The organism is Rhodoferax sp. RT5P35 (assembly GCF_056521385.1).
The window spans coordinates 72,355-93,734 of the sequence record NZ_JBWMAX010000005.1; the positions used below are offsets into that span (position 1 = coordinate 72,355).

General features: G+C 60.2%; 24 protein-coding genes and 1 pseudogene. 13 read left to right on the forward strand and 12 right to left on the reverse strand.

Annotated features, from left to right (window positions below; translation table 11 throughout):
* Nucleotides 1-74: 74 nt before the first annotated feature.
* The 6 genes from xdp1 to AC097L_RS08915 all read left to right on the forward strand — a co-directional run bounded on the left by xdp1 (nucleotide 75) and on the right by AC097L_RS08915 (nucleotide 3,881).
* Nucleotides 75-962, forward strand: coding sequence for an exosortase-dependent surface protein XDP1 (gene xdp1, locus AC097L_RS08890; protein ID WP_479585971.1), 888 nt, complete (start codon nucleotides 75-77; stop codon nucleotides 960-962).
* Nucleotides 963-1,132: 170 nt separating this feature from the next.
* On the forward strand, nucleotides 1,133-1,414 hold the full coding sequence (locus AC097L_RS08895; RefSeq protein ID WP_479585972.1) for a hypothetical protein: 282 nt from the start codon (nucleotides 1,133-1,135) through the stop codon (nucleotides 1,412-1,414).
* A 64-nt stretch (nucleotides 1,415-1,478) separates the two neighbouring features.
* Nucleotides 1,479-2,000, forward strand: coding sequence for a hypothetical protein (locus tag AC097L_RS08900; protein WP_479585973.1), 522 nt, complete (start codon nucleotides 1,479-1,481; stop codon nucleotides 1,998-2,000).
* A 4-nt stretch (nucleotides 2,001-2,004) separates the two neighbouring features.
* Entirely contained in the window at nucleotides 2,005-2,541 is a 537-nt protein-coding gene (locus tag AC097L_RS08905) for a hypothetical protein (RefSeq protein ID WP_479585974.1), read from the forward strand.
* Nucleotides 2,542-2,565: 24 nt separating this feature from the next.
* The gene (locus tag AC097L_RS08910) at nucleotides 2,566-3,072 is read left to right on the forward strand and encodes a hypothetical protein (RefSeq protein ID WP_479585975.1); all 507 of its coding nucleotides are present in this window, start codon (nucleotides 2,566-2,568) and stop codon (nucleotides 3,070-3,072) included.
* A gap of 35 nt (nucleotides 3,073-3,107) precedes the next feature.
* Nucleotides 3,108-3,881 carry a hypothetical protein gene (locus tag AC097L_RS08915; RefSeq protein ID WP_479585976.1) on the forward strand — a complete coding sequence of 258 codons (774 nt, stop codon included), beginning with the start codon at nucleotides 3,108-3,110 and terminating at the stop codon, nucleotides 3,879-3,881.
* 161 nt (nucleotides 3,882-4,042) lie between these two features.
* Here the strand turns inward: AC097L_RS08915 and AC097L_RS08920 are convergent, their stop codons facing one another.
* Nucleotides 4,043-4,468, reverse strand: coding sequence for a group I truncated hemoglobin (locus AC097L_RS08920; protein ID WP_479585977.1), 426 nt, complete (start codon nucleotides 4,466-4,468; stop codon nucleotides 4,043-4,045).
* A gap of 11 nt (nucleotides 4,469-4,479) precedes the next feature.
* Nucleotides 4,480-5,406: a DUF3034 family protein gene (locus AC097L_RS08925; protein ID WP_479585978.1), complete on the reverse strand. Its 927-nt coding sequence runs from the start codon at nucleotides 5,404-5,406 to the stop codon at nucleotides 4,480-4,482.
* Nucleotides 5,407-5,559: 153 nt separating this feature from the next.
* Here AC097L_RS08925 and AC097L_RS08930 point away from each other — a divergent pair, with 153 nt between their 5' ends.
* Nucleotides 5,560-7,215 (forward strand): AMP-binding protein, encoded by a 1,656-nt coding sequence (locus tag AC097L_RS08930; protein ID WP_479585979.1) that lies wholly within the window; start codon nucleotides 5,560-5,562, stop codon nucleotides 7,213-7,215.
* Between the two features lie 88 nt (nucleotides 7,216-7,303).
* Here the strand turns inward: AC097L_RS08930 and oppF are convergent, their stop codons facing one another.
* From oppF to AC097L_RS08965, 7 genes are all read right to left on the reverse strand, one after another.
* Complete coding sequence (oppF, locus tag AC097L_RS08935) at nucleotides 7,304-8,305, reverse strand: murein tripeptide/oligopeptide ABC transporter ATP binding protein OppF (protein WP_479585980.1); 1,002 nt, start codon at nucleotides 8,303-8,305, stop codon at nucleotides 7,304-7,306.
* Nucleotides 8,298-9,335, reverse strand: a complete 1,038-nt coding sequence (locus AC097L_RS08940; protein ID WP_479585981.1) for an oligopeptide/dipeptide ABC transporter ATP-binding protein — start codon at nucleotides 9,333-9,335, stop codon at nucleotides 8,298-8,300. The genes oppF and AC097L_RS08940 overlap by 8 nt, the downstream gene beginning before the upstream one ends.
* Before the next feature lie 13 nt (nucleotides 9,336-9,348).
* Nucleotides 9,349-10,179, reverse strand: coding sequence for an ABC transporter permease (locus AC097L_RS08945; RefSeq protein WP_479586332.1), 831 nt, complete (start codon nucleotides 10,177-10,179; stop codon nucleotides 9,349-9,351).
* 95 nt (nucleotides 10,180-10,274) lie between these two features.
* Complete coding sequence (gene oppB, locus AC097L_RS08950) at nucleotides 10,275-11,195, reverse strand: oligopeptide ABC transporter permease OppB (RefSeq protein ID WP_479585982.1); 921 nt, start codon at nucleotides 11,193-11,195, stop codon at nucleotides 10,275-10,277.
* A 165-nt stretch (nucleotides 11,196-11,360) separates the two neighbouring features.
* Nucleotides 11,361-12,896, reverse strand: a complete 1,536-nt coding sequence (locus AC097L_RS08955) for a peptide ABC transporter substrate-binding protein (RefSeq protein WP_479585983.1) — start codon at nucleotides 12,894-12,896, stop codon at nucleotides 11,361-11,363.
* A 395-nt stretch (nucleotides 12,897-13,291) separates the two neighbouring features.
* Entirely contained in the window at nucleotides 13,292-14,509 is a 1,218-nt protein-coding gene (gene dinB / locus AC097L_RS08960) for a DNA polymerase IV (RefSeq protein WP_479585984.1), read from the reverse strand.
* Nucleotides 14,510-14,513: 4 nt separating this feature from the next.
* A complete protein-coding gene (locus tag AC097L_RS08965) occupies nucleotides 14,514-14,798 on the reverse strand; it encodes a phage integrase N-terminal SAM-like domain-containing protein (protein ID WP_479585985.1) in 285 nt (94 codons plus the stop codon).
* Between the two features lie 666 nt (nucleotides 14,799-15,464).
* Between AC097L_RS08965 and AC097L_RS08970 the strand changes: the two are divergent.
* Nucleotides 15,465-15,695, forward strand: a pseudogene (locus AC097L_RS08970) (transposase); the annotation flags it as partial.
* A gap of 102 nt (nucleotides 15,696-15,797) precedes the next feature.
* Here AC097L_RS08970 and AC097L_RS08975 read toward each other — a convergent pair.
* A complete protein-coding gene (locus AC097L_RS08975; RefSeq protein WP_479586339.1) occupies nucleotides 15,798-16,175 on the reverse strand; it encodes a hypothetical protein in 378 nt (125 codons plus the stop codon).
* Here AC097L_RS08975 and AC097L_RS08980 point away from each other — a divergent pair.
* The 5 genes from AC097L_RS08980 (at nucleotide 16,174) to AC097L_RS09000 (ending at nucleotide 18,068) form a co-directional block, all read left to right on the forward strand.
* Nucleotides 16,174-16,989: a transposase gene (locus tag AC097L_RS08980; protein WP_479586333.1), complete on the forward strand. Its 816-nt coding sequence runs from the start codon at nucleotides 16,174-16,176 to the stop codon at nucleotides 16,987-16,989. The genes AC097L_RS08975 and AC097L_RS08980 overlap by 2 nt on opposite strands.
* Nucleotides 16,990-17,056: 67 nt before the next feature.
* A complete protein-coding gene (locus AC097L_RS08985; RefSeq protein ID WP_479585986.1) occupies nucleotides 17,057-17,182 on the forward strand; it encodes a hypothetical protein in 126 nt (41 codons plus the stop codon).
* 16 nt (nucleotides 17,183-17,198) lie between these two features.
* A complete protein-coding gene (locus AC097L_RS08990; RefSeq protein ID WP_479585987.1) occupies nucleotides 17,199-17,462 on the forward strand; it encodes a BrnT family toxin in 264 nt (87 codons plus the stop codon).
* Complete coding sequence (brnA, locus tag AC097L_RS08995) at nucleotides 17,452-17,721, forward strand: type II toxin-antitoxin system BrnA family antitoxin (RefSeq protein WP_479585988.1); 270 nt, start codon at nucleotides 17,452-17,454, stop codon at nucleotides 17,719-17,721. The genes AC097L_RS08990 and brnA overlap by 11 nt, the downstream gene beginning before the upstream one ends.
* 17 nt (nucleotides 17,722-17,738) lie before the next feature.
* The gene (locus AC097L_RS09000; protein ID WP_479585989.1) at nucleotides 17,739-18,068 is read left to right on the forward strand and encodes a hypothetical protein; all 330 of its coding nucleotides are present in this window, start codon (nucleotides 17,739-17,741) and stop codon (nucleotides 18,066-18,068) included.
* Nucleotides 18,069-18,463: 395 nt separating this feature from the next.
* On the opposite strand, the gene AC097L_RS09005 is transcribed toward AC097L_RS09000, so the two are convergent.
* Nucleotides 18,464-19,447, reverse strand: coding sequence for an IS110 family RNA-guided transposase (locus AC097L_RS09005; protein ID WP_479585990.1), 984 nt, complete (start codon nucleotides 19,445-19,447; stop codon nucleotides 18,464-18,466).
* Nucleotides 19,448-19,907: 460 nt separating this feature from the next.
* On the reverse strand, nucleotides 19,908-21,299 hold the full coding sequence (locus tag AC097L_RS09010; protein WP_479585991.1) for an 8-oxoguanine deaminase: 1,392 nt from the start codon (nucleotides 21,297-21,299) through the stop codon (nucleotides 19,908-19,910).
* Nucleotides 21,300-21,380: the final 81 nt, after the last annotated feature.

Below are 21,380 nucleotides of genomic sequence, written 5' to 3' on the forward strand. Positions count from 1 at the left end.
AATCGACTGTGGCATGTATTTGGCTTGGTTGTATCAATATGTTTAGTTTTTGTGCAATTTACGAGGTGAATCAAATGACAAATAAGCGCAACCTGAATGTGGCCAAGTGGCTTGTGGGCAGTGCACTGGTACTGGCTGGTTCGTCGGCCATGGCTGACTGGACGTTTGGTTCAAACAGCCTCAACGCCACTCTGACCGGGACCACCATTTCTTCGACGGCCTCGGGCCTGTCGACCACCGGTTCGGGCGGCGCGTTTGCGACTGCCACTGCCACTCCCTACGGCGCGTCGTACGGACTTGGTGTGACTGCTGCAGGAGAAGATACGGGTTCCCCAGACCACTCGACCGATAACGTAGGCAGCACAGACGCTATCTTGCTCAGCTTTGGCAGCAGTGTTGTCTTGACGGGTATCGAGTCTGGCTGGACTTGGAAAGACGATAAGCTGACCCAGCAAAATGGAGAAACTCAGGCCCAGTTCAAGGCCCGTCTGGCTGCGCAAACCGCATCTGATTCCGATGTCAGCGTGCTGCGCTATGTCGGTACCGCTACCAATGCTGCTGACGTAGCCACCGCTACCAAAGGCAAGACCGTTGGGCAATTGACGGCTACCGGTGGTGGTTGGGCACTGGTAAGCCAGTTGGCGAATGTGGCCTCTGACGTATTTACGTCGACCGGTAACACAACGCTGGGCTCTAGCTGGTGGTTGATCAGCGCCTACAACTCGGGTTACACCCCTGTTTCTACAACTTTCAGCAGCGCATCCAACCTTTTGGACGACGGCAACGACTACTTCAAGTTACTGGCTGTAGCGGGTATTGCCACGCCTACCACCCCGCCTGGCAACAAGGTGCCTGAACCCGGTTCGCTGGCGCTGATGGGTGCAGGCTTGCTGGGTTTGCTGGCCAGCCGCCGCAAGACCAAGGCACCATCGTTGGCCAAATCAGTGGGTTTAGCCGCTTAATCTTTCGGCTGTCCGGCCGCTAGCGGCCACCACTCCCACCCCCAAAAAGGCACCGAATTTCGGTGCCTTTTTGCATTGGGTCGCGCATTGTGTGGGTTTCATTAATCTTGTGGATGTAGTTTTGCGCGGCATCGCCCATCATGAAACCAGTTCAATCTTGAGGCTGGCAGATGCAGACAGCAGAGCGTTTTGGGGCCAAGGTGTCTATCGGCTCACCAGGGCGTGGCATGTTTTTGCTGCAGGCGGCGGAGCCCGAGGGCCTGGATTTTTTAGTGCGCAGCGTGGGTGGCCAACTGGTGGCCCGGCTAGATGCTGGCAAGGCTTTGGTCGTGATGGGGGTAACCTCTTACATGGGTTTGCGAGGGTCTAGTGCGGTACGTTTTATCGGCCCGGTCAACGTGGACCAGCAGCGTTTGGCGGCAGTTCTGGGTGCCAATCGGCAGAAGCCTTAGCAGGGCTGCCACAGGTTTTGTAACTGCTGCTGTATGACCGGCAGCCCACTTCAAGGAGACGGCCATGGCCAGTGTTGGACAAGAATTGCTAGACGTACCGCTACCTGAAATGGTATTGAAACTCGCTCTGGGCATCGCCGAAGCCCAGCGGGCGCTGGACGAAAACTCCGTGGATACAGCCAAAGCTTTGGCCGATACCAAGCTGGACATGGTGCTGGGCGTGACCCAGAACATCGATGTCAACGGCGTGGTGACCTATGTGAATGCCGACCCGGTCAAGGTGTCGCTCATCCAGATTGGGTTGATGCCTACTTTCTACCAGTTTGCCGAAGCCACCATCGAAGTCACGATGGACATCAAAACCACCACTTCGGTGGAAACCAACATCAAAGTCGGCATCAAGGCCCAGGCGGGCTTTGCCTGCTGGAGTGCGTCGGTGGCGGTAGATGTGTCGCATAACCGCAAGTTCGGCAAAGAGGTGCATGGCACCAGTCGCTTGTTGACCCGCATGGTGCCGGTGCCGCCACCACCGCGCCTGGCACCGCAGTTGCTAACGGTGGATGCCCGTAAGCCTGTACCGGCCTGAACGTATGGCTGCGCTGATTGCCGCCAAGGCCTTTCGGGCCCCCATCTTCGCTCCTGAGGCGGTGGTGCAAGAGACCGCATCTACCTCGTTCGCTGACCTGGTGCGCTTGATGGCTGAGGGCATTGCCGATGCACAAATGGCACTGGACCGCAGCGCAGCCGAGATGGTCACCGAGCTGGCCGAGACCACGGTGCAGATCATCCCCAGCATCACTGAAACCGTGGCTGCGGACGGCACGGTTACCTTCACCCAGGGTGCGCCACAGACCGTGTCGCTGCTGGCGCTGGGTGTCAAGCCGACTTTCTACCAGTTCTCCCAGGCTACGGTCGAGGTCAGCATGGACCTGAAACTGGTGGAACAGCTCAATGAAGACGGCACCGTCAAGAAGGGGGGGCTGGGCTTGTTTGCAGAGACCTCCAACATTCGCTTTGAACGCAAGCTCAACCGCGATGTGTCGGTGCATTCCAAAATTACCGCCACTTTGGTTCCCGTGCCTGCCCCGCTGCGCCTGGAGATTCCGCGCCGCACGGTTATTGGTTAATTTGGCTGCTGGAGCACTTCTGCCATGGTCCTCGCCACCAACCTACCCAACCCGCAGCGCGCCCCCCTGGGCGTGCTGCTAGGCAATGCCGGTGCTGCGCTGACCAGCGCCCAAACCGACCTTGGTCTGGGAGTCGGCTTGTCTAGTGGCATGGTGATGTCCGAGGCCACGCTGGAGATCAAGGCTGCGGTGTCGCGTAGCAGCACCGGCGAGCTGGAGATCGAGCCGTTGTCATCCGCCCACTTGGCGGGCGCGCTCAATGCCTCGGCCGTATCCACCATCCGCGTCAACTTTGTGGCTACCGCCGCTACACCTGCCGTGGCCAGCAACTCCGGCGGCAGCACCGTGCCCGTGAAGACCAAGAACGAGATCATCAAAGGTTTTCGCCAACGCGACGATCTGCAGGCGCTGGAGCGGGTGATCGGCCCGCTGCAAGTGCGCGCCACCTTTGTGCCGGGCAGTAGCCGCTGGCTGGTGAATGCAGTGGATGCCGATGGCCGCATGGTGCGCGAGCAGTTGGTGGCAGACTGAACCAGCCGGTCCTGTGCGCAACCTAGGAATCCACGATGGCGACCAAACCACCCACCCAGGCCCAATTGCAAGCCGCGCTGAAGTCGGCCCAGGCCCAGGCCGCTGCCACCGAAGCCGCCGCCCGCAAAAGCCTGGCCGAAGCGGCTGACACCATGTCGCGCCTGAAGCTGGCTGCCGCTGCCGCCAGTGACCGCGAACTCAAAGCCACCGCCGATGCCGACGCGCTGCGCCAACAGCTGGCAGCGGTGCAGGCGCAATTGCGCGCATCGGCTGACGATCTGCCCGCCCAGATCAGCGTGTTGAAAACCCAAATCGACGGATTGGTGGCCGAAAACCAGCGTCTGGCCCAGCTACGTGACACGGCCCAGGCCGACAACCAGACCCTGTTCAAACGCCTGGATGCCAGTGCCGAGCGCGAGAAAGCCGCCGTCGCTGCCGCTGTGCAGGCCACGGTTGCCGGTCAAGAGGCCACAACCAAGGCCACCTTGGAAAGCCTGCGCCTGGGCACGGCGCGCATTGCCGCCTTGTCGGCCCAGTTGGGCAGCGCGGGCAAGCTGGAGGTGCTGGCCCCGGACCAGGTGGGACATTTGATGGGTGGGTTTTTGCAGCAGCTGGAAACCGGCATGCCCACCCTGCGGCTGGCCGAGGGCGAACTCAAACTGAAACTGGGCCTGGCACGCGCCGACCAGCAAGACGGCTTTGTCATCTTGCCGCCCAATGCCAGTGCCGAACTGCGCAGCAGTTTGCATGAAATCTCCCTGCGCTTCGACCGTGCAGGTGGCACGGTGTTGAACACGGACGAGGGCTGAATTTGAGGTCTTTCAGGCCTCTGGCGCTTGTTCTACCTACGTATGATGCTATGGATAAAAGAGCGATCTAGATCTGGAGCGCTACTGATTTCTATGTGCTATCAAAAAAGTAGCGGATTGTGCAGTTGCTATCTACGCTAGGAGGCAATTTAGTCCTAAATTCACTCCACCGTAATGATCTCGCGGTGCATCGGAGCCAGCTTGGCCAGCAACTGGTTTTGCGCGGTGAACGGGATGCCGCGCGCATCCATCGTGCCTTGCAAAATCTCCACCACCAGGTTGAACTGGGCTTTGTCGATGGCCAGCTGGGCGTGCGAAGCTTTCATGGTTTCACCGTCGTACTTGCAGGGGCCACCGCTCAGTTCGCAAAACTGGTCGGTGAGCTGCTCTTTCAGGTAGGCGGGCTTTATGTTGTCAAACATTTTGCCGATACGCGGGTTGGCCTTCAGGCGGTCTACAAAATCGCTGGCCAGGGCGGCAATGCCGGGCTTTTCGCCCAGCGACTGGTACAGCGGGGCGGTTTGGGCGTGCGCAGCGCCCAGCAGCACGAACACAGCGGTGGCGATCCAGGGTTTGAAAAATGTCATGCTGCAGCTCCTCAGAATGCGATTTGGGCGGACACATAGCCACCGGTTTGTTTGCGGCCCGAGACCAGCGCCGGGGCGATACGGCCCAGGTCCACATAAGCCAGGGTCAGCGAAAAGTGTTTGCTGGGCGCCCAGGCGATAAACAGGTCTTGCCAGTTGTCTTCGCGCAATGCAGCAGAATTGGCTCCGAACACGGCATTGCCTACCGGCTCCAGATTGTTGGGTTTGAAGCGTACTTCTGCACCAATGGCGATGTCTTTGCGCAGCAGGTAGGCGACTGAGAACTCGGGCATCAGCCGGTACTTGTCTTGCCCCAGCGCTCCGCCAAAGCCCAGCAGGCCGTTCTGGTTTGCTTTGGTCGCGCGCAGCGTGCCGTTGACCAGCAGGCCCTGGCCCAGGAAAAGCTTGGTGGCGCTCAGGTACACATCGTTGCCGGTGGTTTTTGCACCCAGGGCGGTCAGCACCGGCTCCATGCTGCCCGCGTGTACGCGTTTGTGCTGTAGGCCCACGGCGATCTGCGGCATCCAGTTGTCGCTGTTCAGTACGGCATCGCCTGCTACACGCACTTTGGCACCCAAGATATCCATCTTGATGTGTTGACCGGGTGTCACGCCAAAAGCGGCCAGTGCCGAGGTGGGCCCGGCGTTAAAGTCCTGCTGTGCCAGGGACAGTTCGAACCGGTCGTGGATACCGAGCACCGCACCGGCTACGTTCAGGCCATAGTCTTGGGTATGCACGCGGGTGAGGGCGGCGCTGCCCCCGATCTCACCCGCGGTGGCATTGCTGCCCACCATGGCCCACGGGGTCAGCCCGCCACCGGCTGCGCCATCGATGCTGCTGACACCGCCCGTCAACAACAGCTTGCCGGTGTCGGCAAGGCTCCAGGGGCTGCACAGGGCTAAGCTGGTGGCGGCCAGTGCAGTGGTCAACAAACGCATAAAAACTCCTCGTGGAATGGGGCGAAACAGAGGACTTTATTTGTAACATGGTTGCCTGGGCCGCCACATTCGGATACACCGAAAATAACCGAAAACAGGCATTCATGCCACCTTGTCCATTGGCCATTGGCCATTTCAACCGAGATACCTTCCATGCAACACCCTTGGCACTCTTACTATCCTGCTGGAATGCCGACCACCTTCGACATCTCGGACCCGCAAACGGTTGTGGCTCTTTTGGAGCATAGCTTTGTAACTTACCGTGACAGCGACGCCTATGTCTTCATGGGCCACGCGCTGCGGTATGGCGACGTGGATGCTTTATCCAGGGCGCTGGCCGCTTGGCTGCAGGCGCAGCCGCTGGCGCAGGGCGACTGCGTGGCCATCATGCTGCCGAATCTGCTGGGTTTTCCGGTGGCCATGGCGGCGGTGCTGCGGGCCGGGTTGGTGGCGGTCAACATCAACCCGCTGTACACCCCGCGCGAGCTGCAGCACCAGTTGCAGGACTCGGGTGCCAAGGCCATCGTGGTGCTGGACCGATTCCTGCCCACGCTGAATGCCATCGTGGCCCATACCGATGTGGCCACCGTACTGGTCGCTGCGGGCAATGACCTGCTGGGCCTGCCCGCTGGAGCGGTGTTGCCCGCGCTGGCTGAACTGTCAGAAGGCAGCAGCAGCTTTGTTGATGCCATAGTGCAAGGCCGCAGCCTGCCCTACCACCCACCCGTGCTGCAGCCCAGCGACCCGGCGGTGCTGCAGTACACCGGCGGCACCACGGGGGTGAGCAAAGGAGCCACGCTGCTGCACAGCACGCTGATAGCCAATGTGCTGTCTTCCGAGGCCTGGATGCAGCCCGGTCTACAGCGCCATATCGGCAAAGGGCGCAGCACCCAGTTCACCATCGTCTGCGCGCTGCCGCTGTACCACGTGTTTGCGTTTGTGGCCTGCAGCCTGCTGGGCATGCGGGCCGGTGCGCGCAACATCCTCATCCCGAATCCGCGCGACCAAACAGCCATGGTTGCGCTTTTGAAGCCCTACAAGCTGCACATGTTTCCGGCGGTCAACACCTTGTTTGGCGCGCTGCTGCAGCAACCCGATTTTGCGCAGCTCGACTTCAGCGAGCTGTGCATCAGCAACGGCGGTGGCAGCCCGGTGCAGGCCACCGTGGCCCAGCGCTGGCTCGAGGTAACCGGCTGCCCCATCACCGAAGGCTACGGCTTGTCGGAAACCGCTGCCGCCGTGGTCTGCAACCGCACCGATCTGGAATTATTTACCGGCGACATCGGCCTGCCCATGCCCGGCGTGCACATCCGCATGCTGGACGATGCTTGGCACGATGTGCCTCCAGGCCAGCCTGGCGAAATCGCCATCCACGGCCCGCAGGTAATGGCCGGTTACTGGAAGCGCCCCGAGGACACCGCGGCGGCCTTCACCGCAGACGGCTACTTTCTGAGCGGCGACATTGGTGTGATGGACGCGCAGGGCCGCATCCGCATCATTGACCGCAAAAAAGACATGCTGCTGGTCAGCGGCTTCAACGTCTACCCCAACGAGATCGAAGCGGTGGTGGCCCAGCACCCAGGCGTGCTGGAGTGCGCAGTGGTGGGCGTGCCCGACGCGGCCACCGGCGAGGCCGTGCGCCTGGTGGTGGTCAAAAAAGCCCCGGCCCTTTCGGAGGCCGATTTGCTGGCCTTTTGCGCCGAGCATCTCACCGGCTACAAACGCCCGCGCAGCGTGGAGTTCATCGCCGCGCTGCCCAAGTCAGCGCTGGGCAAAGTGCTGCGTCGGACGCTGCGCCACCAGGGCTGACTTGCCGGTAGCGCAAAGTAAGGTATTTTGCTATTAAAATTATAGCTGTTAGCGTATGTATATTATGCGCTTAAGGCCTATTTGACCATTAATTTTCATCATGGTCTCGGCTGCAGGCCACCAGGGTCTGGCCGTTGGATGGGCGCAGCTCGGGCACCTGGTCTGCGCAGGCTGGCCGGGCGCGTGGACAGCGCGTGCGGAACACGCAGCCCGACGGTGGGTTGATGGGCGAGGGCAGGTCGCCTTGCAGTAGCTGCACCACCTTGTTGCGCTCCAGCTGCGGGTCCGGGATGGGGATGGCCGACAGCAGCGCCTGGGTGTAGGGGTGGCGCGGGTCGGCATACAGCGCGTTTTTAGGGGCCAGCTCCATGGCGCGGCCCAGGTACATCACCATGATGCGGTGGCTGATGTGGCGCACCACAGCCAGGTCGTGGGCAATGAAGATCAGCGCTAGCCCCAGCTCTTTTTGCAGCGACTTCAGCAGGTTGATGATCTGCGCCTGTATTGACACGTCCAGCGCCGATACCGGCTCGTCGCAGACGATCAGCTTGGGTTCCAGAATCAGCGCCCGGGCAATGCCGATGCGCTGGCACTGGCCGCCCGAGAATTCGTGCGGGTAGCGGTTGATTTGCTGCTCGGTCAGGCCCACCTTGGCCATCATGATGCGCACCTTTTGCAGCACGGCGGCGGAGCCCAGCGCGGGGTAGTGGGTGCGCAGTGGCTCGGCGATGATTTGCGCAATGGTCATGCGCGGGTTCAGGCTGGCCAGTGGGTCCTGGAAGATCATCTGGATGTCTTTGCGCACCGCCATCCAGGCGACATCGGGGGCACCGGCCATTTCCTGCCCCATCCAGACCACGCTGCCTGCGCTGGCCGGATGCAGGTTCAGCAGGGCGCGGGCCAGGGTGGATTTGCCGCAGCCAGATTCGCCCACAATGCCCAGCGTTTCTCCCGCATGCAGATCAAACGAGACACCGTTGACCGCATTCAGTGTGCGGCTGGGCGACCAGGGCCAGCCTTGGGGGTCCTTGATGGCGTACTGCACATGCAGATTGCGCACCGACAAAAGGGGGGTGGTGGTTTCAGCCATGGTGTTCTTTGGAAGCGTTTGCAACGACAGGAGGGTGGGCGCGCACCACGGCGGGGTCGCGGTGGCAGGCGCGCAAAGCTAGGGCCGGTGCGGGCGCAGTTTGCAGTGCGGGTACTTTTTGCAGCACCGGCATGACCGCGTGGCAATGCGCATCGGCCCAGGCGCAGCGTTCACTGAACGGGCAGCCCTGGGGCAGGCGCGCCATGTTGGGCGGCGCCCCCGGAATGGCCTGCAGCGATTCGTCGCTGCGGTCCATCCGTGGAATGGCGTTCAGCAGGCCCAGGGTGTAGGGGTGCGAGGGCGTGTGGAAGATGTGCCCGGCATCGGCTTGCTCCATCACCCGCCCGCCGTACAGCACCATCACCTGGTCGCACAGGCCGGCAACCACACCCAGGTCGTGGGTGATCATCACGATGGCGGTGCCAAAGTCGCGTTGCAGCTCGCGCAGCAGCACCAGAATCTGGGCCTGCACGGTGACATCCAGTGCGGTGGTGGGCTCGTCGGCCAGCAGAATTTCAGGTTCGCACAGCAGCGCCATGGCAATCATCACCCGCTGGCGCATGCCGCCGGAGAATTCATGCGGGTACATGGCTATGCGCCGCGCAGCTTCAGGGATCTTGACGGCATCCAGCATGCGCACGGCACGCAGGCGGGCCGTCTTGCGGTCCAGCCCTTTATGGAATTGCAGCACCTCGGTCATCTGGCGCTCTACCGTGAGGTAGGGGTTGAGCGAGGTCATGGGGTCCTGGAAGATCATGGCCACGCGGTTGCCGCGGATCTGGTTCAGCTCGGTCAGCGGCAGGGTTAGCAGGTTGCGGCCCTGGTAGAGCACTTCCCCGCTGGCTTTTCCGTTGCTGGCCAGCAGGCCCATCATGGACAGCACGCTTTGGCTTTTGCCCGAGCCGCTCTCGCCCACGATGCCCAGCGTTTGGCCTTTTTCGAGGGCAAAGCTGAGGCCATTCACGGCGTACACGGCACCGTCTTCGGTGCTGAATTGCACACCCAGGTTGTTGACTTGCAGTAGTGGCATGGGGTGGCGGGCCTTATCGGTCTTTGGGGTCGAGTGCATCGCGCAGGCCATCCCCGATGAAGTTGAAACAGTACAACGCGATAGACAGCAGGGCAGAAGGAAACAGCAGAATCCAGGGCGATATTTCCATCACCTGGGCACCGTCGTGGATCAGCACGCCCCAGCTCGTCATGGGTTCCTGGATGCCCAGGCCCAGAAAGGACAGCACCGACTCGGTCAATATCACGCCGGGTACGGTCACGGTGGTGTAGATCACCACGATGCCCATCAAATTAGGCACGATGTGCTGGAAGATGATGCGCCGTGTGGGTACGCCGATGGCCCGCGCCGCTTCGACAAACTCGCGCGAACGCAGCGACAGGGTTTGGCCGCGCACCACGCGTGCCATGTCCATCCACGAGAACACGGTGATGGTGACCACCACCAGGTAAAAGTCCCGGCCCAGCAGGGTCACCATCAAAATGGCGATCAGCAGGTACGGCACGGCATACATCATGTCCACGATGCGCATCATGACGGCATCCACGCGGCCCCCCAGAAATCCCGCAGTGGCCCCCCAGGCGATGCCAAGGGTGACCGAAGACAGCGTGGCCAAAAACCCCACCATCAGCGAAATACGCCCGCCCACCAGGCTGCGCACCAGCAGGTCGCGCCCGGAGTCGTCGGTGCCAAACCAATGCATGTTGGTCCAGGTGGGTGGGGCGCTCATCGCATCCCAGTCGGCGGTGTCAAAGGCGTGGGGCAACAGCCAAGGCCCGACCACGCAGGCCAGTGTGATCAGGCCCAGCAGCACCAGGCTGAATACGGCGGCCTTGTTGCGCATAAAGCGCTGGCGCGCAGCCATCCACGGGCTGCGGCCTGGGGTGGCGGGCTCCAGCGCCTGGCCCAGGGCGGCCACCAGCGCATCGTTCTTGTTTGTGAAAACCATGGTTGTACTGTTCAGTATCGAATTTTGGGGTCCAGCAGGGCGTACGCCAGGTCGACCAGCAGATTGAAAACCACCGTGATCACGGTCACCAACACCACCAGGCCCAGCACCAGGGTGTAATCGCGGTTGCTGGCTCCGTTGATGATCAGTTTGCCCAGGCCGGGCAGCGAAAAAACCGACTCGGTGACCACCGCCGAGGTGATGGAGGAAATGGCCAACGGCCCCACCAGCGACACCACGGGCAGCAGCGCGGGTTTCATGGCGTGGCGCAGCACCACGGTGCGCATGGGTAAACCCTTGGCGCGGGCGGTGCGGATGAAGTTGCTGCCCAGCACCTCGATCATGCTGCCGCGCATCACCCGGGCGATGGTGGCCACGTTGATGAATACCAGCAAGGCCATGGGCAGCACCATGTAGCGAGGTGCAAAGTCATCCCAGCCGCCCGATGGCAGTAGCTTGAGCCAGATCGAAAACACCAGTATCAGCACCGGCCCGATCACGAACGAGGGAAACGCACTACCGGTGCTGCCCACCAGCATGGTGGTGTAGTCCAGCAGGCTGTTTTTGCGCAGTGCCGCCACTGTGCCCAGGGCCACGCCGACCACCAGGGCGATCAGCAAGGAGCCGCCGCCGATGGCTGCGGACACCGGCAGCGCCTTGGCTACCAACTGGTTGACGCTCCAATCCGCATAGCGAAACGAGGCGCCCAGGTCGCCGTGCAACAGGCTGTTCAGGTACAGCAGGTACTGCTTCCACAGGGGTTCATTCAGGTGGTATTTGGCCTGCAGGTTGGCCAGCACGGCGGCCGACACCTTGTGCTCGGCATCAAACGGGCCGCCCGGTGTGGCATGGAGCAGCAAATAGCAGACGGTAATCACCGCCAGCAGGGTGGGCAGCGTGGCTAGCAGCCGGCGCAGGGAATAGGACCACATGGGGGGGTACCTTTTGAAAAAAAGCTAGCGCAGCACCCGCATGCACGTCTTTGGTGCGTGCTAATGCTTGTTGGTGGGGCGCTGCGGGTCTTGAAAAATAAGGGCCCCACTGCCAGGCAGTGGGGCCACAACAAAGCCTTTAGACCAGGCGGGGTGCAGTCAAGCTCAGTGCTTGATGATGTACAGCTCTTTGCCGCGGTAGCGGTCCATGGTGTTCTCAACCGAGTAGCCGCCTACGTACGGCTTGACCAGGCGCGGGTAGGTGTACTGGAGCAAGGGCACGATGGGGTAGTCGTCCATGATGATTTTGGCAGCTTGGGTGAGCAGGGTTTTGCGCTTGGCGGGGTCGCTGCTTTGGTTGCCCTGGGAGATCAGTTCTTCGGCTTTGCGGTTGCAGTTTTTCTGGCTGTTCTGCTCAGAGTCGCACTGCACCAACGTCAGGAAGGTGCTGGCATCGTTGTAGTCGGCAATCCAGCCGTTGCGGGCCATCTGGAAATCGCCGTCATTGCGCTTTTTGATCAGTACCTTGAACTCCATAGCTTCGAGTTCCAGCTCTATGCCGAGCTTGGTCTTCCATTCAGAGGCGGCAAAAATCGCCATTTTCTTGTGGTATTCGCTGGTGTTGTAGGCAAACTTGATCTTGCTGCCAGCGGGCACACCGGCGTCAGCCAGCAGTTTCTTGGCTTCTGCCACCCGCTTGGCCATGGGCCATGTGGCCCAGTCGTAGCTGATGACATCGGCACCAACCGTCCCTTTGACGATCAAGCCGTATGCGGGCAACTGGCCGTCGGCGGTTACTTTTTCGGCCAGGATGTCACGGTCCAGCACCATCGACAAGGCCTTGCGCACCCGCATGTCTTTCAGCAACGGGTCGCTGTTGAGCATGGAGTAGTAGCGCAGGCCCAGCGCTGGGCCGTTGCGGATGTCTTTGGGATACTGGGCTTTGTACTTTTCGTAGGTGCCGGGTGGCAACTGGTACACCCAGTCGTTTTCGCCCGATTCGTACAGTTTCACATCGGCATTGCCGTCTTCTACTGGCAAGTAGGTGAATTTGGTGAGCTGCACGTTTTTGGCATCCCAGTACTGGGTGCTTTTGGTGAGCATGATTTTGCTGTTGACCTGCCAATCGGCCAGGATGAATGCGCCATTGGTCACCAGGTTGGCGGGTTTGGTCCATTCCTTGCCAAATTTTTCAAGCGAAGCCTTGTGCACCGGGCCGAGCTGCAGGTTGGACACCAGTTCGGGAATGAAGCTGACCGGGTACGGTGTTTTGATTTCCAGGGTGAACTTGTCGATGGCTTTGATGCCGAACTCTGTAGGCGGCTTTTTACCCTCGACGATCTCTTTACCGTTCAGGATAAATATGCCAAAAGTAGGTGCATACGTGGAAGCCGTGGCGGGGTCCACAAAACGTCGCATGCCGTACAAAAAGTCATCGGTGGTGATGGGGTCGCCGTTGGACCACTTGGCGTTTTTACGCAGCTTGAAAACCCAGGTTTGCGGGTCGGTTTGCTTCCAGCTTTCGGCCACGCCGGGCACGATTTTGCCCTTGCTATCCATGGCCGTCAGGCCTTCAAACAGGTCGCGAATAATGTTGTTAGCCGGGACACCCGAGGCCAGCGCGGGGTCTAGCGTTTCGGGTTCTGATCCGTTGTTGCGAACCAGCTCCTGCTTGGCATCCAGCACTACGCCAGCGGGCACGGTGGCCGCTGTTGCCAGGCTTCAAAGGCCTGCCATGCCGATACAAACGGCGGCAGCTAAAACATTTTTCGCAAAATAGGTATGTGACATCAATTCGGGTTCCGATGGTTGAGATAGAGGCATGCCAACGCCGGATAAAGCGTATGGCAAGTAAAAGGCACGGGGTACATGCCAAGGTAAACATGCCCCAGCGCTGAAAAGAGATGCACTGTAGCGGCTGGCAGCATACCGGTGCGTGGGGTCAGGTATGTCCCCTGCCACAGCATGAAAGATCAAGCAATAGATGGGCCAGCTAAAAATGGGTTCTAAGAAAGGCCCGCATTTTTACATACCGACCCAGCTGCGCGGAGCTGCTTTTAGAGGCTATGGGCAGCGCTGGTTTGTAGGGGCTTTGCCTAAAACAGCCAGGCCGTCTGTGCTTCCAAATGCATAGCTGCTTGCGTAGGTGGTATATGCGCTAGGGCCGTATTTGGCTCTAAATCGGCTTTTACCAGCGACCCGACCCGCACCCCCAGCAGCCGCAGGCGTTTGTCCAGCGGGGCGCGCTTCAGGCACTGCCCGGCGGCGTGGCGGATAGCTTTGGCATCTGCAGTGGGTTGGATGAGCGTGTGGTCGCGGGTGGCGGCTTTGAAATCGTCATAGCGCAGTTTGATGCCAATGGTTTTGCCTACATAGCCCTTGCGCTGCAGGTCGGCGGCCACCTGCTCGCACAGCCGGGTGAATACCGCGCCCAGCTCGGCCCGGTCGTGCACCGCGTGCAGGTCGCGGTCGAACGTGGTTTCGCGGCTCATGGACACGGGTTCGCTCTCGGTCACCACCGGCCGGTCGTCGCGCCCGTGGGCAGCGGCATGCATCCACGCCCCGGTGGCCCGGCCAAAGTGGGCCACCAACCACTGCGGGTCGGCGGCGGCCAGGTCGCCAATCGTGTGCAGACCCAGCGCTGTCAGCTTCTCGCTGGCCTTGGGGCCGATGCCGTTGATCTTGCGGCAGGGCAGGGGCCAGATCAACGTTTGCAGATCGTCTGGCCCGACGATGGAAATACCATTGGGCTTGTTGAATTCGCTAGCCATCTTGGCGATCAGCTTGTTGGGTGCCACGCCCACCGAACAGGTCAGCCCTGTGGCATCCAGCACCGCCTTCTGGATCAGCCGCGCCAGCACCCGCCCGCCCTCGCGCTGGCCGCCGGGTACGTCGGTAAAGTCCAGGTAGATCTCGTCTACCCCCCGGTCTTCCATCAGCGGCACGATGTCCTGGGCAATGGCCTTGAACTGGCGCGAGTAGCGGCGGATTTCCTCAAAGTCCACCGGTAGCAAAATCGCCTGCGGACACAGCTTGGCCGCCTTCATCAAGCCCATGGCCGACCCCACCCCAAACTGCCGCGCCGCGTAGGTGGCCGTGGTGATCACCCCGCGCCCCACGTAACTCTGGAGCCGGGGAAATTCGTCCACGGCAATCTCGGCCAGTGCCCGCCCCGCCAGCGACTCGTCCTCTTTGCGCCGCCCACCGCCAATCACCACCGGCAAGCCCTTGAGTTGCGGATAGCGCAGCAGCTCCACGGAGGCGTAGAACGCGTCCATGTCGAGGTGGGCGATGCGGCGGGGTGGGGCGGTCACGCCATTAGCCGATCCAGTGGGCTGGTGGTACCCCTTGCCGCCACTTTGAGAACGTGGGTGTAAACCATGGTGGTGGATAGGCCGCTATGGTGAGGAAGGCTTCAACCTCCTGCGCACCCATCAACCGTGGGTGCTGCATCTGCCCACCCCGGCCATGCCAGCGGATGAAAAACCGAATCCAGTACAGGTAAACCTTCTCGGTGCTGAGGCTATAGTGCAAATAGCGAATCCGCTCCCGCACCTGGTCAAGTATCCGGGTCGATTGGAGCGGAAGAGTGCCGAGTTTCATGGAAATTTTATAACTGGTTATTTATCCAGTATACTGGTTGGAAATCCAATCTGCAAGCCACTTCCAGGAGATTTCAATGGATGATTTAAACCTCAGTAGCCGATTTAAACCGCAGGGTTTGCGGTGTACATTACGTTAGGCTTTTCATGACGGACACACTCGTTCTGGCAGCTTTTCCATTAGTGCTTGCATGCGCCAACACGATCGTGCCATACCGCATTGCCAAGTCAGACGTATTCGAACGCAGGCAAGTCCTCTGGCAAATCGCCCTGGTTTGGCTTGTACCCATAATCGGCTTTATGCTTGTCGGCCTCTTCTTGCGTAATGAAACGCGACCAACCGATCGGTCGAGGACGGCCGATGACATCAACACCGACGAGATAGGCACATTACTAGATTCGCCACTGACTGGTAACCAGCAACATGACTAAGCTCTCAAATTCAAGGCAGGCCAACGTGTTCTCAAAACCCTCTCCTTCGCGCCTCAGCCTAACTGTAGGTTCAACTCGGACGCTGATACACCTCACGCTTCGGGATCGCCTTATGGGCGCCGGTTAACCAGGGCGTTGAAGCTGTAAAAAAACCCCTGGCACGACGTTTGCCATCCACCTGGCCAAGGAGATCGCGACCATAGCCCGCTACAAACCCCAAAACCACAACAGCCTGTTGTTACCGGTAGTCCTGTCCGAGCAAATCATCCCCGGCAGCTTCGCCTTCTCGCTGAACTACCTGGTCGATCACGAACTCGATCTCAGCGCGCTGGATGCCGAGTTCAAGAACGACGACGTAGGAGTCAGCGCCTACGACCCGCGTGTCATGCTCAAGATCGTACTGCTGGCCTACAGCCAAGGCCTCATCTCCAGCCGGGTGATTGAGCAAACCTGCCAACGCAACGTCCAATTCATCGTCATCAGCGGCGACAGCCAGCCCAGCCATACCCACATTGCCAAGTTCGTGGCCAAGCTCAGCGCCCAGATCAAGCCCTTGTTCAGCCAGGTATTAATGACCTGCGATGCCCAAGGACTGATCGGACGCGACATGTTCGCCATTGACGGCGTCAAGCTCCCCTCCAACGCCAGCAAAGAGCGTAGCGGTACCCATGAAGAGCTGCAGCACCGCGCTGATCGGCTGGACAAGGCCGCTGACAAGATCCTGGACCTGCACCAGGCCCAGGACAAACACGGTGCAGACGGTGCAGACGGCGCACTGGAGCCCAAGCGCCAAGCCCGCATGGACGCCCTGCGCAAAGAAGCGGCACGCACCCGGGAGTTTCTGGCCCATAGCACCCCGCGCAAGAATTGCAAAGGCCAGGAGCTCAAGACTAACGTTACCGACCCCGAAAGCGCCAAGATGGCCACCAGCCAGCAAAGGCGTCATCCAAGGCTACGCGGCACAGGCTGCGGTGGATGGCGCCCACCAGATCATTGTGGCAGCCGATGTCATCGGTTCAGGCTCCGAGCAGGCCATGCTGTTGCCCATGGTTGCGCAAAGCCAGCCTTACCGGCAAGCCCACACCCTGATCACCGCCGATGCCGGGTACCACAGCGATGCCAATGTCCAGTATCTCAAGGACCACAACATCCCCGCGCTGATTGCCGACAACCAAATGCGTAGCCGCGATGAGCGCTTTGAAGGCCAAGCCAAATACAAAGACAAGCCAGATCCGTTGTCCGAGAAGACGGCAACAGGTAAACCCAAAGAGGTCAAGCGCTTCCAACCTGAAGACTTCACCTTCAACAACGACAACACCGCCACCTGCCCTGCGGGCAACCTCATGACCAGCCCAGGCAGCATCTACACCACAGCGACGGGTTTGCACTACCAGACCTACACCGCCAAGGCGGCGGACTGCAATGCATGCAAACTCAGTGGCAAGTGCCTCAAAGGCCCCCTCAAGTCCCATGATGGAAGAGGCCGCCAGGTCACCCGCTTTGAGCCCAAGGTTAAAGACCCGAGCAACCCCAGTGAACGTATGCGCCAGGCGATTGACTCCCCTCGGGGCAGACAGCTGTACAGCCAGCGCATTGGCACCGTGGAGCCGGTGTTTGCCAACATCCGGCATAACAAGCGTATGACCCGTTTGAATCACCGAGGCCATGTCAAAGTTAATACGCAGTGGAGCCTGTACTGCATGGTGCACAACATTGAGAAGTTGGCGAAGACCCGGCTAGGGCGAGGCAAGGGCCGGTAGGGTGGCGGCAAGGCTGGCGACCCCTCTACAGAATCAGATAGGGTCGAAATTGCGGCAAACTGTGGGCATGAACATTCAAATCCTGATCTTGAAGCGGCGTTATGCGCAGGGCATGGAAAACGCTTGGGCGATTCAGGTTTTTTTACAGCCTCGTTATAAGTTCGAGCTGGCTGGTGAGTTGACGCCAATTTAGGTATAGTTTCTATACTATGAACTCCTTCGAATTTGACGCCGCAAAGAGCGAGTCCAATCGCACGAAGCACGGCATCGATTTTGTCGAGGCGCAGTGTCTCTGGGACGACCCAATGTTGCTGGAGATTCCGGCGAAAACGGATGATGAGCCGCGGTATTTGGTGATTGGGTCAATTGATGGGAAGCATTGGTCGGCTGTTATCACTTACCGAGGGGTCAATGTCCGATTGATATCCGTGCGTCGTGCACGCACAGAAGAGGTGGTACTTTATGAAAGCTAAAAAGTTCGAGCAACAGTTTGATGAGGGCGTCGACATCACGGCTTCTTTGGACTTGTCTAAGACCAAGCGCGTGCTGCAAGAGCAGAAGCGGGTGAATGTCGATTTTCCAACCTGGATGATTGACTCGCTAGATCGCGAAGCTAGCAAACTGGGGGTTACAAGGCAGTCTGTTATTAAGGTCTGGCTGGCTGAGCGTCTTGAGACGACCGCTTCTAACTTGCCGTTCCAACAGGCGCGCGCTGGTGCCGCGCGTCGCTGAACTCTACGTTAAATCGCATGGAAACCGCAGCGTTCGCATTGGTCTACTCGGTCTTTGGCCTGTTGGTTGGCATGGGACTTGGGACTATGGCAATGGGTTTTACGCTGCGTCGACGGTTCCCGGCGTTGTGGATGCAGTTGGGCGAGCCCATCGAATGGTTGTCGCTTCAGCGAACCACGCTCGGGCGACATGTTTTTGAATTTTTGGATAGTCGCGCTTACCACAAAAGCGAAGACCCCGGGTTTATTCGCTTTTGTGGTGTTCTTCGTTTCGGCTGGTATGCATCCTTTGTACTGTTTTTCATCGCCGTTCTTGTCCTTGGCGCTGCGTTGGTGTCGAAGCAATAAGCATCTGAAAAACGGCTTGAAAGTTTGAAGAAAACAAAATACACCTTCAGCGCGATGCCCGGCGCAGCCGGGCCGATCCCGCTCCCCGGGGTCCCTATCTGGTTGCGCCGAGGAGCACAGCTTTGGGCGGATCAGGGCTGGCGTTGTTTGAGCACCAGCGAGTTTAGCCAGACCCTGCCCAAAGCGAGCACCGCAGGTTCCCCGAACCGCTAGCGGAGGGCGCAGACAGTTGGGGAGCCTTTTCTTTGGGTTACTTTTCTTTTGCGCAAAAGAACAAGTGACTACACCTCCGTGCGAACTACCCGGCCGGGGATGCTCATGGCACCCAGAAGAGGCAATTCCGCCACCGTCTGTCACGGAGAACCGCCCAGAGGGGTCAGCAACTGTCTTAAAAATCAAGATTTTTCTGCCCTAAAAACATGCAATGCGTCGTTAAAAGGGACGCTGTCACGCACCATGGCATTGAGGATGGTCAGCAGCTTGCGCATGCATGCCGTGAGGGCGAGATTTTTAGGTTTTCCTACGGCCAGCAGGCGTTGGTAGAAGGTTTTGATCACCGGGTTGAACCGTGTGGCCACCAAGGTCGCCATGTACAGCGCCGCCCGCACCGATGCCCGCCCGCCGTAGATCGAGCGCTTGCCGGTGCTGCGCCCGGAATCATGGTTCATGGGTGCCACGCCTGCCAGAGCGCTAATCTGGCGGCGTGAGAGCTTTCCCAACTCGGGTAACTCCGCAATCAGCACGGCTGCCGTCCGTTCTCCCACACCGCGCACGGCTGACAACTGCTCCGCCAGCGCCTGGCTGTGCTTTTTGACGTGCTTGGCAATGTCGGCTTCGACATGGCGTAACTCCGTCTCGATGAACTTAAGCATGGCCTTGATGCTCCTCTTGCACGGCGCGATTCCCGTGTTCAGATGGTGGATTTCAGCAATCTTTGACTGAACCAACTGGCGTCTGCGTGTGACCAGGGCACGAAGGGTCTGCTGTTGGACATCGGGGAGCGCTCGGGTCAAACGCCCCAGGTCTTTGCGCAATACCAACACGCTGGCCAGATGCGCCAAGCCCTGCGCATCGATGCGGTCTGTCTTGGCCAGATGCCCCATGGCGCGGGCAAAGTCGCGTGCTTGGCGGGCGTTGATCACTGCGACCGCAAGACCCGCGCCTTGCAGCATTGCTGCACACACAAACTCATAGCCTCCGGTGGCTTCCAGCACCACCAAGGCTACCGGGCCTGCCTGGGCGGCAAGCGCTTTGAGCAGGCGCTGGTGCCCCGCATCATCATTGGTGAAAGTCAGCACCTCAGAGTCTGGCCCCAGGGCCAGGTCCAAGCTTGTTTTGCTGACATCAATGCCTGCGCACAGTGGTTGGGAAGCGTCCATGATGGCCCTTTCTTGTGGATACGAACTCAAAGCTCGGACAACTGTTCGGGCTCTTCACAGAGAGAATCCGCCTTGCGCCCAAAGCTGACCCACGGGCTGCAAACCCAAGAGCAAAACGGGCTGCAAGGCGGTTCCCAACCGATCACACGGATGCAGGGGGGACTTCTCAACTCCCGTATTCGTGTATTCCAACAATGCTCCAAAAACTGGGAAAAGTGCATGTATTTAAAGATACAAGAGCCCAAATGCGGATTACGGCTGTTCTTTTACCGTCGTGATCTTGCGCGCAATTGGGATCTGACCCCACCAGGCTCTGATCCCTATTGGCTACTGCCCGTGCAGTCGAAATAGGTTGCTTCTCTTTTGATAGTCAAAAATAGGAGCCTCTCACGCCCATCCCATTGGCGCAGAAGGCTATTTTGGCACCTGAAAATAGGCCTAAAAATAGCGAACTCACACCTCAGCCCGCCAGCGTCCGCGCCAACCGGTTGTGCCGCTCCACCAACGGCCCCAGTTCCACCGTTACCAGCTGCCCCTCTCGCACCACCACCCGGCCATTGACGACCGTGTAGGCCGCCTGCGCGCTGGCGCAGAGCAGCAGGCTGCCGACGGGGTCGTGCACTGCACCGCCTGCGAAGGGCAGGGTGCGCTGGTCGAACAGGGCCAGGTCGGCGCACATGCCGGGGGCGAGGTGGCCGATGTCGCTGCGGCCCAGTACCTGCGCGCCGCCGCGGGTGGCGATTTCCAGCGTATCGCGGACGGTCATTTCAGCGGGGCCGTGGTCGCAGCCGAAGGGCTCCAGCGACCGGCCCACGCGCGCCAGCAGCAGGGCCTGGCGGGCTTCGTTGAGCATGTGGGCGGCATCGTTGCTGGCGCTGCCGTCTACGCCTAGGCCTACGGGTACGCCGGCGTTGAGCATCTTGCGGATGGGGGCGATGCCGCTGGCCAGGCGCATATTGCTGCAGGGGCAGTGGGCTACGCCGGTGCGGGTGGCTGCAAAAAGGCTGATGCCCTCGTTGTCGAGTTTGACGCAGTGGGCGTGCCATACGTCGGGGCCGAGCCAGCCCAGATCCTGGGCGTATTCGGCGGGGGTGCAGTTGAACTTATCACGGGTGTAGGCGATGTCGTGGTCGTTTTCGGCCAGGTGGGTGTGCAGCCTGGCACCCAGGCTGCGGGCCAGGGCGGCCGACTCGCGCATCAGGTCGCGGCTGACGCTGAAGGGGGAGCAGGGGGCCAGGGCCACCTGGGTCATCGCGCCAAAGCTGGTGTCGTGGTAACGGGTGATGAGGCGCTGGCTGTCTTGCAGGATGGCGTCTTCGCGTTCGACCACGCTGTCGGGCGGCAGGCCGCCCTGGCTGGCGCCGACGCTCATGCTGCCGCGGGTGGCGGTAAAACGCATGCCGATGTCCGTTGCTGCGGCGATGCTGTCGTCGAGCTGTACGCCGTTGGGGTAGATGTAGAGGTGGTCGCTGCTGGTGGTGCATCCCGACAGCAGCAGTTCGGCCATGGCAACTTGGGTAGAGACGTGCACCATCTCGGGCGTGAGCCCGGCCCAGAGAGGGTACAGGCCGCGCAGCCAGCCAAACAGCTCGGCGTTTTGCACCTGGGGGATAGCCCTTGTTAGGCTCTGGAACATGTGGTGGTGGGTGTTGACCAAGCCGGGGATGACCAGGTGGCCGGTGGCATTGATCACCTCGTCTGCGCTGTGCAGCAGGGCTGGGGGCAGGTCGGCGGCGCTGCCCAATGCTTCAATTTTGCCGTCGCGCATGAAAACCCAGCCGTGGCGCAACTCGCGGCGGGTGGCATCCAGGGTGGCGATGCAGTCGGCGTTGTGGATCAGCAGTGTGGGCATGGCGTATTTCGGGAAGTGTGCTCCGAATATTACATGCCAAATCGTGCTCTAGCGCATATTAAATATGCGCTGGTAGCTATT

Coding starts and splice junctions, on each gene's coding strand:
- xdp1 (WP_479585971.1), top strand. CDS start 75: ATGACAAATAAGCGCAACCTGAATGTGGCCAAGTGGCTTGTGGGCAGT.
- AC097L_RS08895 (WP_479585972.1), top strand. CDS start 1,133: ATGCAGACAGCAGAGCGTTTTGGGGCCAAGGTGTCTATCGGCTCACCA.
- AC097L_RS08900 (WP_479585973.1), top strand. CDS start 1,479: ATGGCCAGTGTTGGACAAGAATTGCTAGACGTACCGCTACCTGAAATG.
- AC097L_RS08905 (WP_479585974.1), top strand. CDS start 2,005: ATGGCTGCGCTGATTGCCGCCAAGGCCTTTCGGGCCCCCATCTTCGCT.
- AC097L_RS08910 (WP_479585975.1), top strand. CDS start 2,566: ATGGTCCTCGCCACCAACCTACCCAACCCGCAGCGCGCCCCCCTGGGC.
- AC097L_RS08915 (WP_479585976.1), top strand. CDS start 3,108: ATGGCGACCAAACCACCCACCCAGGCCCAATTGCAAGCCGCGCTGAAG.
- AC097L_RS08920 (WP_479585977.1), bottom strand. CDS start 4,468: ATGACATTTTTCAAACCCTGGATCGCCACCGCTGTGTTCGTGCTGCTG.
- AC097L_RS08925 (WP_479585978.1), bottom strand. CDS start 5,406: ATGCGTTTGTTGACCACTGCACTGGCCGCCACCAGCTTAGCCCTGTGC.
- AC097L_RS08930 (WP_479585979.1), top strand. CDS start 5,560: ATGCAACACCCTTGGCACTCTTACTATCCTGCTGGAATGCCGACCACC.
- oppF (WP_479585980.1), bottom strand. CDS start 8,305: ATGGCTGAAACCACCACCCCCCTTTTGTCGGTGCGCAATCTGCATGTG.
- AC097L_RS08940 (WP_479585981.1), bottom strand. CDS start 9,335: ATGCCACTACTGCAAGTCAACAACCTGGGTGTGCAATTCAGCACCGAA.
- AC097L_RS08945 (WP_479586332.1), bottom strand. CDS start 10,179: ATGGCTGCGCGCCAGCGCTTTATGCGCAACAAGGCCGCCGTATTCAGC.
- oppB (WP_479585982.1), bottom strand. CDS start 11,195: ATGTGGTCCTATTCCCTGCGCCGGCTGCTAGCCACGCTGCCCACCCTG.
- AC097L_RS08965 (WP_479585985.1), bottom strand. CDS start 14,798: ATGAAACTCGGCACTCTTCCGCTCCAATCGACCCGGATACTTGACCAG.
- AC097L_RS08975 (WP_479586339.1), bottom strand. CDS start 16,175: ATGACGCCTTTGCTGGCTGGTGGCCATCTTGGCGCTTTCGGGGTCGGT.
- AC097L_RS08985 (WP_479585986.1), top strand. CDS start 17,057: ATGAACATTCAAATCCTGATCTTGAAGCGGCGTTATGCGCAGGGCATG.
- AC097L_RS08990 (WP_479585987.1), top strand. CDS start 17,199: ATGAACTCCTTCGAATTTGACGCCGCAAAGAGCGAGTCCAATCGCACG.
- brnA (WP_479585988.1), top strand. CDS start 17,452: ATGAAAGCTAAAAAGTTCGAGCAACAGTTTGATGAGGGCGTCGACATC.
- AC097L_RS09000 (WP_479585989.1), top strand. CDS start 17,739: ATGGAAACCGCAGCGTTCGCATTGGTCTACTCGGTCTTTGGCCTGTTG.
- AC097L_RS09005 (WP_479585990.1), bottom strand. CDS start 19,447: ATGGACGCTTCCCAACCACTGTGCGCAGGCATTGATGTCAGCAAAACA.
- AC097L_RS09010 (WP_479585991.1), bottom strand. CDS start 21,299: ATGCCCACACTGCTGATCCACAACGCCGACTGCATCGCCACCCTGGAT.